Below are 15137 nucleotides of genomic sequence, written 5' to 3' on the forward strand. Positions count from 1 at the left end.
AATACGCCATGCTGGACACACCGTTGCTTATCGACGGGCATTGGAGGGCGCCTTTGGGCGACCGCTCGGGCGAAGTCAGGAATCCGGCCACCGGGCAGACGATCGACCGCCTGCCGTTTGCCGAGCGAGCGGACCTCGATGCCGCGCTCGCCGCCGCCGCCAAAGGCTTTGAGACATGGCGCCGGATCACTGCATTGGAGCGCGGCCGGATCATGCACCGTGCCGCCGCTTTGTTGCGTGAGCGCGCCGAAACCATCGCCGGTCACATGGTGCGTGAACAGGGCAAGCCGCTTGCCGAGGCAAGGGGCGAGGCCAACGCGGCGCCCGAACATGTCGAGTGGCACGCGGAGGAGGGGCGGCGCGCCTATGGTCGCGTCATTCCCTCGCGCCATCCGGGCGCCCGGCAGATGGTTTTACGAGAGCCGATCGGCCCGGTCGCGACCTTCTCGCCGTGGAATTTCCCTGTCAATCAGCTCGTGCGCAAGATCTCGGCCGCGCTCGCCGCCGGCTGTTCGGTCATCGCCAAGCCTCCGGAAGAAACGCCGTCGGCCTGCATCGAACTGGTGCGCGCGTTCCAGGATGCCGGTCTGCCGGATGGCGTGATCAATGTGGTGTTCGGCGTGCCGGCCGAGATTTCGCAGTACCTGATCGCCTCGCCCGTCATCAGGAAGATCTCGTTCACCGGCTCGGTGTCCGTAGGCAAGATGCTGGGCTCGATGGCGGCAGCCGGTGTCAAGCGCGCAACGATGGAACTTGGTGGACATGCGCCTTTCATCATTGCCGCCGACGCTAACCTCGATGCCGCCGTCAAGCTCGGCCTGATGCTGAAATACCGCAATGCCGGCCAGGTCTGCGCCGCCCCGACGCGCTTCTACGTCGAGGATGCCGTCTACGACAGATTCCGCAGCGCTTTCGTCGCCGGCGCGCGGCAGATCAAGGTGGGAGGCGGAATGGACGCGCAGACCCAGATGGGTCCGCTTGCCAATGCGCGCCGGCTCGACGCCATGGACGGCTTCGTCGAGGATGCTGTCGCGAAAGGCGCGGTGCTGGATTGTGGCGGCCGCCGCATCGGCAACACCGGCTTCTTCTTCGAGCCCACGGTACTGTCTGACGTGCCTGAGGAAACGCGCCTGATGAATGACGAGCCGTTCGGGCCGGTGGCAGCCCTCGTGCGTGTCGGCTCGGTCGAAGAGGCGATCGAGCGCAGCAACCGGCTGCCTTTCGGCCTCGCGGCCTTCGCCTTCACCAATTCGCTGGCGACAGCTGATCGGCTGACCGATGGCCTCGAGGCGGGCATGGTTTCCATCAACCATTTTGGCCTTGCCGCGGCCGAGACGCCTTTCGGGGGCATCAAGGAAAGCGGCTATGGCAGCGAAGGCGGGGCGGAAACGCTTGACGCATTCTTGACGACGAAGCTTGTAAGTCACCTCAGTCTCCAGCCGAAAGGCTGATGCGCCAACCGCGAAACAGTTCAGGTCACGCAAACAAGTTGGGTTTCGGCTAATTTTGTCGGCTATATCTTTCCGGAGAAGATCCGATCTGGCCTGCGCGGAAACATGCAAAGAACTGACCCTTACAAAGGCCTGTATGAGTTCATGGCGGTGGCGGAAACGCTGAACTTCAGGCAGGCAGCGAAGCGTCTGGGAGTAAGTGCGCCTGCGGTAGGCAAGGCCATAAAGCTTCTCGAGCGACGCCTCGACATTGACCTGTTTCACAGAACCACCCGCCAGGTGAAGCTCACTGATGCAGGCGCCATACTTCTGGCCCGGCTTTCGTCGGCAACCGTTGAGATCCATTCTGCGTTTGAAAGTTTGTCCGAACTGAGGGCGCAACCTTCCGGCAATCTCAGGGTCTGCGTGCACAGCATCGGTCTTGATGATTTCACCAAGCCTGCGCTGGTCATTTTTCGGCAGAAATATCCGGACATTTCACTGGATGTTGTCGTACGTGATGGAGCGGTCGACTTGTTGAAAGGCGGATTTGACCTCGGAATTCGCATAGGAGAACTGTTGGTCGACCTAGACATGAAGGCCGTGAAGCTGTTTGGGCCAGTGTCCTGGTGCGTCGTGGCATCGCCTCGCTACCTTGAAGCTTTTGGTGTGCCTACTTCGCCATACGAACTCTCCGATCACCGTGCCATTCGATTCAGGCCGACGAGCGATGCCGATCCCTACAATTGGGAGTTCCGGAACGGCGCTGAACGCCTAACAATCAGCCCCCCTGCCCCGGTCGTTACCAACGACCAGTCGCTCATGCTCTTTCTGGCAGAGCACGACCAGGGCTTGGCCTACACAACCCAGTCGAGAGCAAGGGAGCAGCTTGCCGCCGGTGTGCTCGTGGAGGTCCTATGCGATTTCATGCCGCCGGATGACAGCATCTTCGTCCACTTTCACAAAAGCGCACGAAGGCACCAGAAGGTCGCCTGTTTCATCGATACTCTGAAGGATTTCGGACGCCAGCCCAAACAGGGCGCGCAGTAAGGATCTTGAATTCGACTGCCTATCCGCGGAGGCGTTGGCTTTTCGGGTCATAAATTGGCGTTGTGCGCACCTTGGCAACAAATCCACCGTCCACGACAACCGACATACCTTCGGTAGCGACTGGAGCTTCGACATATCCCATCGCCAAAGGCCGACCAACAAAGTGGCCCATCCCGGCAGACGTTACTTTACCTACTGGGCGGCCGTCAGCGGAGATCTGCGCACCGAGCGCCGGAGGCGAATTTCCTTCCAGTTCCAGTTGGACAAGCATACGGCTCGGACCCTCTAGCTTCTGCTTCTCCACCACCGCCTTGCCGGGATATTGGCTTTCCTTCGCGACAATGGTCCATCCCAGTCCGGCCTCGACCGGCGTCGTCTCTTCGGTTAAATCAAGCCCATAGAGCGCGTATTTCTTCTCGAGCCGCAAGGATGCCATCGCGCCAAGACCGCACGGCACGGCGCCCCGGTCGACAAGTGCCCTGTACACGCCGTCGGCGGACTCACTTGGTACGAACAATTCGTAGCCTAGCTCCCCTGTGAAACCTGTCCGCGAAACCACGACATCGTCCGTTTCGGCGATCTTGCCGACCTTGAAGGTGAAAGTCGGAAAGGCCGAGGAAGACAGATCAAGGTCGCTGAGCTTTGAAAGAAGGTCTCTGGAGTGCGGTCCTTGCAGGGAGAGCGACGTGTATTTGTATCCGAGGCTGACCACGCATGCCTCGTATTGTTGCGAACGGTCGGCAAGGTAGTGCGCCACGACGTTGCGACGTGATGGGGCAGGAACGACCCAGTACCGCCTTGCATCGACGCGGAAGCACGTCACGTCGTCGATCATCCCGCCTTTGTCGTTGAGGATCCCGCAGTAAACGATACGGCCATCCTTCAGCTTCCCGACGTCAGCCACCATCGTTTCTTGCAAGAACCGCTCGGACCCCGAGCCGGAAACGTCGACGAAAAACTGACCAAAGATTTCGAACAGCCCCGCGGACTGGCGAACGGCAAGATGCTCGGCCTTTGGATCAGAAAAATATTGAGGCACGTAAAATCCGAGCCGCTCTATCATATGCGCCCCCAAGTCCAGGAATGCGCTGTAGACAGGTGTTTTCATGGGGCTCATGCCACTCTCCTTCAAAATGGGGTTTCAAGCAAGGTCGGCGCGAGCGCCGTCAGAAAGCGCTGCCGTTAGCCGGCGCCATGGCTTAAGATCGCGAAGGATTTCGCGCGCCGCGTTGCGACCAGGAGCGCCAGTCACGCCGCCACCCGGGTGTGTGCCCGAGCCACACATATAAAGCCCACGAACCGGCGCCCTGTAATCCGCATAGCCGGGTGCTGGTCGCATGCTAAAAATCTGATCTAGGTGAAGTTGCCCGTGAAATATGTCGCCATGCACCATTCCCAGGTCGCGCTCGATAGACAATGGTGACTTCAGTTGGCGAGCAACGACCGCGCGTTTGAAGTTGGGAGCAAATTCCGTCATATGGTCGATAATGTGGTCAGCGACTTGTTCTTCGATTTCATCCCATGTTCGACCATCGGCCTGCTCATATGCAAAAAACTGACAAAAGAGGCTCGCCACATGGGCACCGTCCGGGGCCAGGGAGCGGTCCTGTATCGAAGGTATCTGCATCTCTATGATCGGACGGCTGGCGATGCCCCCGCGTTTAGCTTCGTCGAAAGCCTGGTCTAGGTAGGCAAGCGACGGCGCTGTGACCACGGCCGCGGCACGATAGTTGCTGGTACTTTCCAGCCCTACCGACGAGAATTGTGGAAGTTCGGACAGTGCCACGTTCATGCGAAAGACGCCGGACGCACAACGCCAGTTGCTCATGCGTCGAGCGAACTCCTGAGGCAAGAGCGAGACGTCGACCAGCTTCGTAAATAGCAGACGTGGATTTAGGTTGGAGACAACGATCGGGCTGCGAACGATCGTGCCGTCATCAAGTACGACGCCGGAAGCTCGCTTGCCCTCGGTCAGCAGTTCGCGCACGCCGGTGCCTGTGGAGATTTCAGCACCATAGCGGCGGGCTGCGGCGGCCATGGCGGCCGTGATCGCGCCCATGCCGCCGATCGCTTGGCCCCAAAGACCTTTTACCCCATTTACTTCACCAAAAACATGGTGAAGCAGGACGTAGGCCGATCCGCCAGAGCAGACACTTTGCATATTGCCGACGGTTGCGCTGTAGCCCAGATTACCCTTGAGTGCCTCGCCGCCAAAGAATTCGTTGAGGTAATCCGCGACACTCATGGTCATGAGCTTGATCAACTCCGCGCGGGAATCGCTATCGAGCTTTCGCAGCTTATTGCCGAGGAAAGCTGCCCGGATGATCGACTTCAGGTCGCCCCCGATGTTAGGGGGCGTATCGAGAACTATCGAACGCAACGCCTCGGCCGCGATCGAAAGCCTGCGATTGAACTCGATGAAGGCTTTGCCGTCTCCCGGGCAGTGACGATCGAACAATTCGATAGCCTTGTCACGATCAACCGGTATGGCAAAATGACTGGTTGGATCGAGCGGAATGAAGCGCTTCCATCCGTTGACCCCCAATGGCAAAATCTTCAGGCCGTGTTCATGGAGAGCGAGCTCGGCGATGACCTTCGGATTGAGCAGGCTTACCGCATAGGAATATACAGAGTTGCGAAACCCGGGATGAAACTCTTCCGTGACCGCGGCTCCGCCAAGTATCGCGCGCTTCTCCACTATTCGGACGCGCAGCCCCGCTTGCGCCAGATAGGCACCACAAACCAAGCCGTTATGACCGCCGCCCATGATTATCGCGTCATACTCGTCGGAATTCTTCGCCACAGTTTGATCCAATCGCTTGAGGCTTCTGTCGCAATCTTTTGCGCGACGCGATATTCGGGCCCCGGATGCATATGGACAATGTGCGAAAGGTTTGCCTCCCTGTTAATTGCAGGTTTATAATCAGCGGCCCGCGTAACTCGCGGCGGTGCAAACTGCACAGCCGAGAACTTTGCCTGAGCGTCGACGGTCAACATCTCTGCCGAGGCGCATCTGGAACCGCAAGAGCCGCTTCCTTGGTAACGCTTAAAGACCAAGCAAGGAGCTATGGAATCGGGCCATCGACAACCATGGCTTGTGGCTTGGCCATGGCGACGAACAAGCTGTCAGTACCCGCGTTCGTTGCTCACCGTATTTTCCAAGGTCTCGTTCCTGAGGAAACGCCCATAATTTGCGGTCACCTGGACAAGGCTGTCACCACTTGTTCCAAGGCCCCGCCGGCATGCGGCGTTATGATAACTCTTTGGTTAGACCAAAGCGGACTCAACGAAGGCAGCGGCTCGGTCTCGAAGACATCGAGAAAGGCGCAATGCAACTGCCCCGTCGCGATTGCCTGAACGAGATCGTCCTCCTTGACCGCACTGCCCCGCCCCAAGTTCGCGAAGGCGCAGTCTGGTCCAAACAGCCTGAACTTCGAGGCATCGAACAAATGCCGCGTCGACGGCGTTTCTGGCAAGATGGATAAGACGAAGTCTGCCCGTCCGAGCAGTTCGTCAAGCTCGGCTCCAGTCGTACAACTTGCAATCCCCGGAATCGACTTTTTCGAGCGGCTCCATGTCGATACTGAAAATCCATGGTCTTTGAGCATGTTGGCAATTTGGGCGCCGATGAAACCCATACCCAGCACAACAACTGAAAAGTCCGAAGGTTGCTTCGTCCTGATACGCGACCATTCGCGTGACGCCTGCTGGCCCCGATAATCGACGATGCGCTGCTGATGTGAAAGTACCGACTGAAGCGCCGACAGCTTGACGCTCTCGGCCAACTGTTGATCCTGGAGTCGAGTAACGATGACGCCGGCGGGAAGCGTCGGATCGCTCAGGACGTCCCCAGCTCCGTGGCCAAGGTAACTGACCCAGCGCAAGTTTTTGAATTGGGCGAATCCGCCCCGGCTGGTCATCGTGGTATCTATCAGGATTGCGTCGACCTCCGCTGGCTTCCATTGACCGTCCCAGGTCCTTACGTCAGCTTCGGGATCATGGACGCTGAAGGCCTTATGCCAGGCGTCGGCGTCAGCGCCATAATCGCTGATGAGCAGTGTCGTGCATTTCTTCACGGGGCTTTTTCTCCTTGATGTGATGCGGGCGCCAACTCGAACACCTGCCGATGGCAGTGAACGAAACCTGCATCGCCTACTTCTCTTGACGGAGCCGGAACTTTGTCGCAGGTGCCAACAATCCTCAGAGGGCATCGACTGAAATAGGCGCATGTCTCCCACGAGCCCCCTGTGAGCGGCGCCCTTGCGTCCGTGACACCATCGAGATTTCTGCGCCGGCCAACAATTTTCGAACCGGGCGGTCGCCCTTGCCGGCGTCACGATCCATCCGAAATCCCCGTCGAGGACAAGCTCGCCGCTGCTCCCCGTTGAAGAGCAATGGGAGGACATCGCCCGCTTCGTGCTGCACCAGGCTTATGCCCCGCATCTTTGGCGCTGTCGGCAAGTGCTTGGCATTGCGGAAGATCGTATCGTCAAGACCATCGTAGGCCTTCGGCAACTCGTCGGTCGCGACGATCGCGCTGTCGCTGTCGGTTGCCACGGCGCCAAACACTTTCGGCCGGGCGAGAAGCTGCCGCTGGCCGCCGCCGGCACAGGTCTTAGCGGCGGGGCGGTGTGTTTGGCCTGATCTGCTGCCGCAACCGGTGATATCCACCCAAGGCCATGAGATTGACCGGCCTGCCCGCAGGGCCGGGAAGGCTTAGGAGTGGGAGGAACTTTCGCGGGGCCGACGCTCAAGGGGAAGTTCCAGGGCGCGCCCGTCTTCACCCGGTCGTACGCCTCCGCCTCTCCGCTCCAACCAGCCATCGAAGTCTTGCGCCGATAACGAGTAGCCCATGTCGCAGTCGAGTTCGCGGCCCGTCAGCGTACAAGCCTCGTCCGACAACAAGAACGCCACTAGTCGCGATACCTCCTCGGGCGTAGCGAGCCGCTTCAATGCACCGTTTCGCGCCTCGGATTCGAAAAAGGCTGCTCGATCTTCGAAATTGGGGGTCGCGACTAACCAGGGAGCGACGGAATTGACGCGGACACCGCTGGTGCCGAGCTCGAATGCAAGTGCTCTCGACAAGCCCTCCAGCCCCATTTTGGCTGCCTGATAGTGACTGAGATTGGGGAAAGAGTAACGTGCGGTAATCGATGTAAAAAAGACGACCGCACCGTGACCTTGCTCGACCATCGCCGGGCAAAACGCGCGAGCGGTATTGAAACCCCCGGTCAGGATGACGTCGATCGTGTTCTGCCAATAGGCGGCACTCAGTTCCAGTATCGGCGAAAAAGAGCGGACATTAACGCTATTGACCACAAAGCTTGGTGCTCCGGACCAACCGGAAACGCTCTGCGCGGTCTTCTGCATTGCCGGCAATGAGCGCACGTCCGTGCAAAAACCCCGTGCCTCAGCGCCGGCTTCAGCGAGCCTGTCCAGCGTCTCACGCGGTTCTTCGAGATCGATCGCCGCGATTTTTACGCCATAACGGGATAGTTCGAGGCATACCGCCTGACCGATACCTTGTCCCGCGCCGATTACGGCTGCTGTCTTACCTGCTAAACCTCTCATCGTGTCGCCTCAATCTCGCCAGTTGCGGCTAGGTTTCGTGCAACGGTGAGGCGCATTCAACGCGGATTGAGATTATGAGGGCATGACAATTCTGGTCGAGCCGCGACCGTTGGCGTCAGTCGACCGTTACTTGTTGACCCGATCTCCAGATCCGCGTTACCCCATGGGTTATTTCCTTCTGGCGTTTGGAGCAATCTGATGACAGCCCTACGCTCGATGCTGCCTCCCCTGCACAGCCTGATTGCCTTCGAGGCAGCTGCCCGCAAGATGAATTTCACCAAGGCAGGTTCAGAGCTCAACGTTTCCCAGGCCGCGATCAGCAGGCAAATCCGCGTTCTTGAAGACGACCTCGGAGTGAAACTCTTTCATCGCTCACCGACGGGTCTAAAGCTAAGTCCGGAAGGTTCACGCCTATTCGCAGCGGTAAACGACAGCTTGGTCGATATTGCGGAGGCATGCACCGATCTGAGACGCGTCGTGAAGCCGACCAGTGTCACCATCACGGCAAGCATCTCGTTCTCGATTTTCTGGCTCGCTTCCCTGTTATCGGATTTGCGTGCCCGCTATCCGACGATCGACATACGGCTGGTAATGAACGATCCGTTTGTTTCGCCTGATGTAGGCAATTGCGACATCGCAATCCGCTATGGAACGGGAAACTGGCGGGGATGGCGTGCCTTCCAGCTGTTTGGAGAAGAAATAATTCCGGTTTGTACTCCAGAAATGAAGGAGCGCTTCCGCGGCCAGTTGAACACGCCAACTGACCTCCTCGCCCTGCCGCTTCTTTGGCTGGATATGACCGATCCGGGAGGCCTCGACTGGCGCACCTGGTTTCGCGACCTGGGCATATATGCCGACATCCCGCCGAGTGGCGCGCAGTTCAATAACTATGCGGTAATGATCGAAGTCGCGCGCGCGGGCCACGGTATCTGCCTTGCCCTGCGAAGCCTGGTGCAAAGGTTGCTCGATGCAGGCGCGCTTACTGAAGCCGTCCCGGTTGGGGTGAGAACGCCGCGTGCCTATTATATGGCGTTGCCAGAAGAGCGCATCGAGAGCAGGTCTACCTCGATCGTTGTCTCTTGGTTGAAGGAAGAGGCGGCAAAAAGTGCCAAGGCTATGGAACAGCATTGGTCCCCGAATTTCGAGGGTTAGCTTGGATGGCGGCCCAGCACGTCGACCTGAGTGCGCATCTTTTCTCCCCGGCGGTAGTTTGCATAGTTCTCTAGAAAGAGATCGGCCACCAACCGGGCGTAGTTGGCATCGTTGCCCGAGATATGCGGGGTGAGCAACACATTCGGCAAAGACCAAAGAGCGTGGTCTGGCGGCAGAGGTTCGCGGTCGAAAACGTCAACAGCTGCCCCCCGCATCTTTCCGGTGACGAGCCTTTCAACCAGTGGGTCTTCGGCAACGATGCCACCCCGAGAAATGTTGATGAGCACTGATCGGTCCGGAAGGAGCGCAAGCCGGCGCGCGTTCAACAAGCCGAGCGTTTCTGCCGTTCGTGGAAGGACGACCACTAGAAAATCGGCGTTGGCAAGAACATCGTCCAACTCTTCGATCGCGCGCCATTCGCCCGCTACCGCGCGTCTCGAACGGCTCACTCCGACGACCTTCATTCTGGCGGCCGTTCCCCTGCGTGCGATCTCGCTACCCACTGCCCCGAGACCGACGACACATAGGGTTCGATCCTGGAGCGCTTGGGTATAGCTTGGCTCCCAGCGACGGTGCCTCTGGTTGTTTTGCAGTCGCGGAATGTCCCATTGGAAGTAGCTGATCGTAGCCATCACATAGTCGGCCATCAGCGCGGCATGGATTCCAGCTGCATTCGAAACTGTCAGGCCAGCAAACAACTCCTGTCGGGCAACAAGCGGATCGATGCCGGAGTTGGTCCATTGCAGCCATCTCAACCACGGTGCGTCCTTGATCGCGTCCAAATTAAAATGACCAGCGATCAGAATTTCGGCGTCTCGCAGACCGATGCGAAACGCTTCCTCGTTTTGGTAGGCGGCAACCTCATCGTCGGGCAGTTGCGGCACAAGGTAGTCGACGATGGCTCCCCCGAATTCATGCCAGACCGCGATTTTTCGCATTCAACACCCGAGATCGACCAGCGCAACGTGCTTCCACGACAGAGATGCTTAACGTAGCAAACTGCCGATCGACACTGCAATCCGCGCAAGCTCAGGGCATCAGCGAGCCGCCATTGACGTGCAATGTCTGACCGGTGATCCAGCCGGCCTCGTCGGAGGCGAAGAACAAAACGGCCGGCGCTACATCCTCACCCATTCCCAGACGGCCAAGCACGATGTCGGGACGACTACTCTCCCACCATCCCTTCTTTGCACCAACACGGCCAAGTGGAGTGTCCATGCGGCCTGGCGAGACCACATTCACCGTGATGCCCTTTGGACCGAGTTCACGGGCCAGCGCCTTTGACATGATAGCCACGCCGCCCTTGGCTGCGCCGTAATGCGCATTGGTCTCGAGACCGGCACAGCCAGCCCGGCTCGATGTGATGTTGACGATACGACCGAAGCCCTGATCGCTCATCATGCGCCCAAACACACGGCAGCAAAGAAAGGTGCTCCTCATGTTGAGGCTTATGGAGAGATCCCAATCCTGGTCAGACATCTCGATCAGTGGGACTGGCTTGGTCGGGTACCCGCCGACATTGTTGACCAGGATGTCGACATGGCCGAACAACTCTCTTGCTTGTTTCGCAAGGGCCTCGACAGCTGCCGGGTCCGTCACATCCATGTCGACCATTGTTGCCCTGCCGCCGGCCTCTGTAATGAGACGCAATGTCTCATCAGCCTCGGCGCCGTGCTCGTCGGCAAGGCGTCGGTAGGCGACGAGGACATCCGCGCCCTGTCGCGCAAAGATGCGCGCGATCTCGCGTCCCAGCCCTTGGCTGCCGCCCGTGACGACAGCCTTCTTTCCTTGAAGTGAAAACATCAATGCTCCGGTGTTTTTCTGTGACTACTTCGTTTCTGCGGCGCGAGCACGCGCGCCGAGGAAGTTTACGTCGTCCAAGGCAAGGACAAGTGAAACCAGCGCCCCGATGAAACTGTAGTGGCGAAGGCCCATCACCATGCCAGAGCTCTGGTGGGTGAAGATGGATTCAATCGGGTGGCGTGGCGAGATCTCCTCGAACCACTTTGAGAGGTTGGCGAAATGGCATTCGACATAGGGCTTGCCCGTGTCGACCAGTGCCATCTGAAAGCTGCGGCCATAGGTCGTGAATGTAGCGGGGTTCACCAGATAGGCGTCGGTTTCATCCGCCACCTTGTAGATGTGCGAGACGAGCTCAGCCTCGGATTCCGAGGTGAAGGGATTCACTTTCACACCGAGCTGCCTACCATGCTCACAGACGATCTCCAGCAACTCATCGCTCGACTTGATCGGACCCCACCACGCAGCGCGGCGCTTGCGGGCGTGGATGAGGCTGATCGACCATTCCGTCTTTCCGGTTCTCATGCTGATTCCCGCTCGTTAGGAGGCCAAGGCTCGCAGCACGAGGCGCTGCAGATGGCTGACGCCATGTTCGCTGCTTTCTGTCAGGCCACGATCGATCATGAGCGGACCCTGTGCGTAGCCGCGGCTCTCCAGGCCCTTCTGAACCTCGTGGACGACGGCAGCGTCCTCGACGCCATTGGTGTCGTAGTGCTTTTGGGCCATGTCCAGAATGTCATCGTCGCTGGCACGACCGTCAGTGTACCAGCGGTAGCTGTAGATCGTTTGCCGGCCGTTTATCGGAATGAAGTGCCGGGTGCTCACAATGCCGCCGGGATAACTGACGATGGCAACATTGGGCCAGATGAAGAACGCCCCCATGTTTTGGCCTTGTGCCGGGTCGAACCGGTACATCGAGTCATCTGGCGCGCGGCCCTCGCAGAAATGGCGGATGTAGATTCCCTCGGTGGCGGTGCGGTAAGTATCCAGTTCCAGGACCTTTTCGCGTAAGGCCTTGTGGACCACAAGGCAGTGGTAGCATTCGTTGAAATTCTCAACCGAGACTTTCCAACCGCAGTCATGTTCTATGCGCTTTTCCACCAGGAAACGCAGATCGCCGTGGTTAGGGACAAAAGCTGCGATCTGTTTGTCGAGATCGCCGGTAAGATCCCGCAACGATTTTGCCTCTCGATCGAGATTGACGAATATGAACCCGCAGAAGATTTCGACGCGGACATTGGATAGCCGCACCTTGGCTCGGTCAAATCCCTCAACGTGCTTATAGTTTGGCGCGTTTCGCAACGTGCCATCGAGATTGTAGCTCCAGGCGTGGTAAGCACACGTCATGAGCCGACCGCAATTGCCATCCCCACGCACCAAGGTATGGGCGCGATGGACGCAAACGTTGTAGAAGGCCCGGATCTCATCGTCTTGGCCGCGCACGATAATGATCTCCTGATCAATTATCTTGCGCGTGATGTAGTCACCTGAGTTCGGAATCTCACTGCCGTGGGCAATGAATTGCCAGTTGCGAAAGAAGATCTTTTCTTTCTCAAGCTCAAAAATTTCTGGATCGGTGTAATATTTTGCATCAAGGCTGAAAGTCAGACCGTCGCGCTGGTCGAGATCACACGAGAGAGGATTGCTGTCCATCTGGGAGGCCTGTTTCGATTGCAATGAGGTTTCTTTGAAGGCACTCTGGCCGACTCGCCGGGGCAAATCTCGCTACCTGCGTGCACTGTGCAGGCAGAGCCGTCAGCAGGCGACCTCCATTTTTGTTATGCCTCCATATCGTGAATGATGATTGCCTGCTTGCTCGTGGCGGCCCCACCTTGCGTCGACTGTCCGCCCTTCATCCGCTGTCGGACATTCGGCCGGAACAGTACCAGTCGGGAGGTGGTCGATGAGCCATGAGATGTCGCGCGCCATTGTGGCAACAGGCGATAACATCGAGGCGGACGAGATGCGCGCCGCGATGGAGCAGGATGCGAAGCAGGATGGCCTGCGACTGTTTCAGATGCGCTCTCAACTGCCTTCAAAGGGTCGCGTCGACAACCTGCTGGCGGCGACGGACCGCATGTGGGTAGTGCTGAAGGCTTATGCCTCGGCCGGCGAGAACCATCTTCACGCACATCCCAACGAGGATCACATCTTCGTCGTACTGCAAGGGGAAGCGGAGTTCTTTGGCGCGGATGGCGTTGGAAGTATCGCCAAAAAGCACTGGGGTGTGATGCTGCCACGCGGCGCTTTCTATCGCTTCCGAGCCACCAGTGAGGAGCAGCTGGTTATGCTGCGTGTCGGAGCTCAGACCCGCGACGACGTCGATCCACTGGAATTCATCGATGTCGACGGGCGTTCACTGACAAACGATCCGAAGGCGAACTACCGTGCTCCGACCGTATTCGCGCCGGGACAGTTCTTTGAATAATTCCTCGGCGCCGAACTCGAAACCAAAAAAACTCGCACGATAAGAGGAATAAAATGAGCGACCAGCATCCGTATGTTTCCAAGGCGGCCTCTTTATTGTCCGAGGGGCGCGCGACGCGGCGAGAATTCCTGCGAACCGTAACGTTGCTCGGTACGGCGGCAGCCACCGCCTATGCGATGGCCGACAATATCCTGCCGGAGGCGCGAGCACAGGAATCCCAACCGACTTTCAAGCCGGGTGGTGAGGTCAAGCTTGGAATGCGCGTCGACGACGTGACCAAGCCCTTTCAGGTCGACAGCGCCCAGAAAAGCAACATCATCCGTCAAACGCTTGATCATCTGACACGAACTGGCGCGGACAACATCACCCGCCCGCACATCGTCACCAATTGGGACGTCAGCGAAGACCTCAAGACCTGGACGCTCAAGCTGCGGGATGACGTCACCTTCAACTCCGGCCGGAAGTTCACCGCAGAAGACGTGGTCTGGAATCTCAAGTTCGCCCTCGACGACGTCAACGGTTCCTCGAGCATCGGCCTGTTCAAGTCCTACATGCTGAACGAGGAGAAATCCGGCGACAAGAAGAAACTCACCTTGTGGGACGCCAATGCGATCGAAAAGGTCGATGACTTCACTGTACGTCTGAACCTGAAAACACCTCAACTGGCGGTTCCGGAACATCTTTTCCACACGGCGCTGCCTATGATGGATCCTGAAAGCAACGGCAATTTCGGCGTCGGCGCAAATGGTACCGGGGCTTTCGAAGTGGTCGAGTTCCAACCACGCGACCGCATAGTATACAAAGCGCGCGCCAATCATTGGGGCAAGAAGCCGACGCTTGAGACTTTCGCCTTCTTCGACCTCGGCGACAACGCAAACACGGCCATTGCCGCGCTTTCGTCAAAGCAGATCGATGGCTTGTACGAGGCCGATGCCTCCCAAGTGGATGTATTGGGCAAATTTCCCGACTTGAAGTACTACGAGATCGCCACTTCCACGACGGGCGTCATTCGAGGCAAGTGTGACACCAAGCCGTTCGATGACCCGCGAGTCCGCAAGGCGCTCCGGCTGGCGACGGACTCAGACGCTATCCTGCAGCTGTCTCTGCGTGGCCGCGGCAAAGTTGGGGAACACCATCACGTTGCGCCCGTGAATCCAGAATACGCACCCTTGGCGCCGATGAAGCGTGACGTCTCGGAGGCCAAGCGCCTCCTTGCTGAGGCGGGTTATGCCAATGGGCTCGATCTGGAACTCAACGTTCCGGCTGACTACGCGTACCTGCTCAACATGGCCCAAGGCATTGTCCCCCAGTGGGCGGAAGCTAACGTCCGCGTGCAGCTGAAGGTTCTGCCTGGCGCGCAGTATTGGGAGGTTTGGGACAAGGTGCCCTTTGGCGTCACCCGCTGGTCGCACCGTCCACTGGCCATCATGCTGATGGCGCTTGCTTACCGCACCGGCACGCCATGGAACGAGTCGTCCTACTCGAATCCCAAGCTAGATGAACTGCTCGGCAAGGCTGAAAGCACCGTCGACATAGAGCAGCGGCGCGCTGTTATGAAAGACATCGAGCTCCTGATGCAGGAGGACGGACCCATTGTGCAGCCCATATGGAAGGCGAATTATACCTATCTCAGGTCCAATATCGGCGGGTTTCAGATGCATCCGTCGGGCTACATTTTTGGCGAAGAGCTGGGCCTCGTCTGAGGA

14 protein-coding genes are annotated in these 15137 nt (G+C 58.4%); 5 read left to right on the plus strand and 9 right to left on the minus strand.

All coding sequences use genetic code 11. The features are described 5' to 3' along the window. The first annotated feature begins 8 nt into the window (after positions 1-8). Positions 9-1451, plus strand: coding sequence for an NAD-dependent succinate-semialdehyde dehydrogenase (locus NKH21_RS08350; RefSeq protein ID WP_352864088.1), 1443 nt, complete (start codon positions 9-11; stop codon positions 1449-1451). A gap of 105 nt (positions 1452-1556) precedes the next feature. Further along, positions 1557-2480 carry a LysR family transcriptional regulator gene (locus NKH21_RS08355; protein WP_352864090.1) on the plus strand — a complete coding sequence of 308 codons (924 nt, stop codon included), beginning with the start codon at positions 1557-1559 and terminating at the stop codon, positions 2478-2480. A 19-nt stretch (positions 2481-2499) separates the two neighbouring features. Here NKH21_RS08355 and NKH21_RS08360 read toward each other — a convergent pair whose 3' ends face one another. The 5 genes from NKH21_RS08360 to NKH21_RS08380 form a co-directional block, all read right to left on the minus strand. Further along, positions 2500-3597 (minus strand): aminomethyl transferase family protein, encoded by a 1098-nt coding sequence (locus NKH21_RS08360; protein WP_352864092.1) that lies wholly within the window; start codon positions 3595-3597, stop codon positions 2500-2502. 24 nt (positions 3598-3621) lie between these two features. Continuing rightward, a complete protein-coding gene (locus NKH21_RS08365; protein WP_352864095.1) occupies positions 3622-5283 on the minus strand; it encodes a phytoene desaturase family protein in 1662 nt (553 codons plus the stop codon). Between the two features lie 394 nt (positions 5284-5677). Next, positions 5678-6556, minus strand: coding sequence for an NAD(P)-dependent oxidoreductase (locus tag NKH21_RS08370; protein ID WP_352864098.1), 879 nt, complete (start codon positions 6554-6556; stop codon positions 5678-5680). A 124-nt stretch (positions 6557-6680) separates the two neighbouring features. After that, positions 6681-7037 (minus strand): hypothetical protein, encoded by a 357-nt coding sequence (locus tag NKH21_RS08375; protein ID WP_352864101.1) that lies wholly within the window; start codon positions 7035-7037, stop codon positions 6681-6683. A gap of 159 nt (positions 7038-7196) precedes the next feature. Beyond that, positions 7197-8051, minus strand: coding sequence for an SDR family NAD(P)-dependent oxidoreductase (locus NKH21_RS08380; protein ID WP_352864104.1), 855 nt, complete (start codon positions 8049-8051; stop codon positions 7197-7199). A gap of 198 nt (positions 8052-8249) precedes the next feature. Between NKH21_RS08380 and NKH21_RS08385 the strand changes: the two genes are divergently transcribed. Further along, positions 8250-9203, plus strand: coding sequence for a LysR substrate-binding domain-containing protein (locus NKH21_RS08385; RefSeq protein ID WP_352864106.1), 954 nt, complete (start codon positions 8250-8252; stop codon positions 9201-9203). Here NKH21_RS08385 and NKH21_RS08390 read toward each other — a convergent pair. From NKH21_RS08390 to NKH21_RS08405, 4 genes are all read right to left on the minus strand, one after another. Beyond that, positions 9200-10141: a D-2-hydroxyacid dehydrogenase gene (locus NKH21_RS08390; RefSeq protein ID WP_352864109.1), complete on the minus strand. Its 942-nt coding sequence runs from the start codon at positions 10139-10141 to the stop codon at positions 9200-9202. The genes NKH21_RS08385 and NKH21_RS08390 overlap by 4 nt on opposite strands. Positions 10142-10232: 91 nt before the next feature. Beyond that, positions 10233-11006 carry an SDR family NAD(P)-dependent oxidoreductase gene (locus NKH21_RS08395; RefSeq protein ID WP_352864111.1) on the minus strand — a complete coding sequence of 258 codons (774 nt, stop codon included), beginning with the start codon at positions 11004-11006 and terminating at the stop codon, positions 10233-10235. A 24-nt stretch (positions 11007-11030) separates the two neighbouring features. Beyond that, the gene (locus NKH21_RS08400; protein ID WP_352864114.1) at positions 11031-11528 is read right to left on the minus strand and encodes a type II 3-dehydroquinate dehydratase; all 498 of its coding nucleotides are present in this window, start codon (positions 11526-11528) and stop codon (positions 11031-11033) included. Positions 11529-11543: 15 nt separating this feature from the next. Then, positions 11544-12656: an aromatic ring-hydroxylating oxygenase subunit alpha gene (locus NKH21_RS08405; protein WP_352864117.1), complete on the minus strand. Its 1113-nt coding sequence runs from the start codon at positions 12654-12656 to the stop codon at positions 11544-11546. Positions 12657-12906: 250 nt separating this feature from the next. Between NKH21_RS08405 and NKH21_RS08410 the strand changes: the two genes are divergently transcribed. Both NKH21_RS08410 and NKH21_RS08415 read left to right on the plus strand, forming a co-directional pair. Continuing rightward, entirely contained in the window at positions 12907-13431 is a 525-nt protein-coding gene (locus NKH21_RS08410) for a cupin domain-containing protein (RefSeq protein WP_352864120.1), read from the plus strand. 53 nt (positions 13432-13484) lie between these two features. Continuing rightward, positions 13485-15134 (plus strand): ABC transporter substrate-binding protein, encoded by a 1650-nt coding sequence (locus NKH21_RS08415; RefSeq protein ID WP_352864123.1) that lies wholly within the window; start codon positions 13485-13487, stop codon positions 15132-15134. Positions 15135-15137 lie beyond the last annotated feature (3 nt).

This window comes from Mesorhizobium sp. M1329 (genome assembly GCF_040318035.1).
Classification (GTDB): Bacteria; Pseudomonadota; Alphaproteobacteria; order Rhizobiales; family Rhizobiaceae; genus Mesorhizobium.

What these genes read in the sequence shown, in the direction of transcription:
- NKH21_RS08400 (WP_352864114.1), bottom strand. Translation starts at nt 11,528, where the DNA reads ATGAGAACCGGAAAGACGGAATGGTCGATCAGCCTCATCCACGCCCGC.
- NKH21_RS08360 (WP_352864092.1), bottom strand. Translation starts at nt 3,597, where the DNA reads ATGAGCCCCATGAAAACACCTGTCTACAGCGCATTCCTGGACTTGGGG.
- NKH21_RS08415 (WP_352864123.1), top strand. Translation starts at nt 13,485, where the DNA reads ATGAGCGACCAGCATCCGTATGTTTCCAAGGCGGCCTCTTTATTGTCC.
- NKH21_RS08395 (WP_352864111.1), bottom strand. Translation starts at nt 11,006, where the DNA reads ATGTTTTCACTTCAAGGAAAGAAGGCTGTCGTCACGGGCGGCAGCCAA.
- NKH21_RS08380 (WP_352864104.1), bottom strand. Translation starts at nt 8,051, where the DNA reads ATGAGAGGTTTAGCAGGTAAGACAGCAGCCGTAATCGGCGCGGGACAA.
- NKH21_RS08385 (WP_352864106.1), top strand. Translation starts at nt 8,250, where the DNA reads ATGACAGCCCTACGCTCGATGCTGCCTCCCCTGCACAGCCTGATTGCC.
- NKH21_RS08350 (WP_352864088.1), top strand. Translation starts at nt 9, where the DNA reads ATGCTGGACACACCGTTGCTTATCGACGGGCATTGGAGGGCGCCTTTG.
- NKH21_RS08410 (WP_352864120.1), top strand. Translation starts at nt 12,907, where the DNA reads ATGAGCCATGAGATGTCGCGCGCCATTGTGGCAACAGGCGATAACATC.
- NKH21_RS08390 (WP_352864109.1), bottom strand. Translation starts at nt 10,141, where the DNA reads ATGCGAAAAATCGCGGTCTGGCATGAATTCGGGGGAGCCATCGTCGAC.
- NKH21_RS08355 (WP_352864090.1), top strand. Translation starts at nt 1,557, where the DNA reads ATGCAAAGAACTGACCCTTACAAAGGCCTGTATGAGTTCATGGCGGTG.
- NKH21_RS08405 (WP_352864117.1), bottom strand. Translation starts at nt 12,656, where the DNA reads ATGGACAGCAATCCTCTCTCGTGTGATCTCGACCAGCGCGACGGTCTG.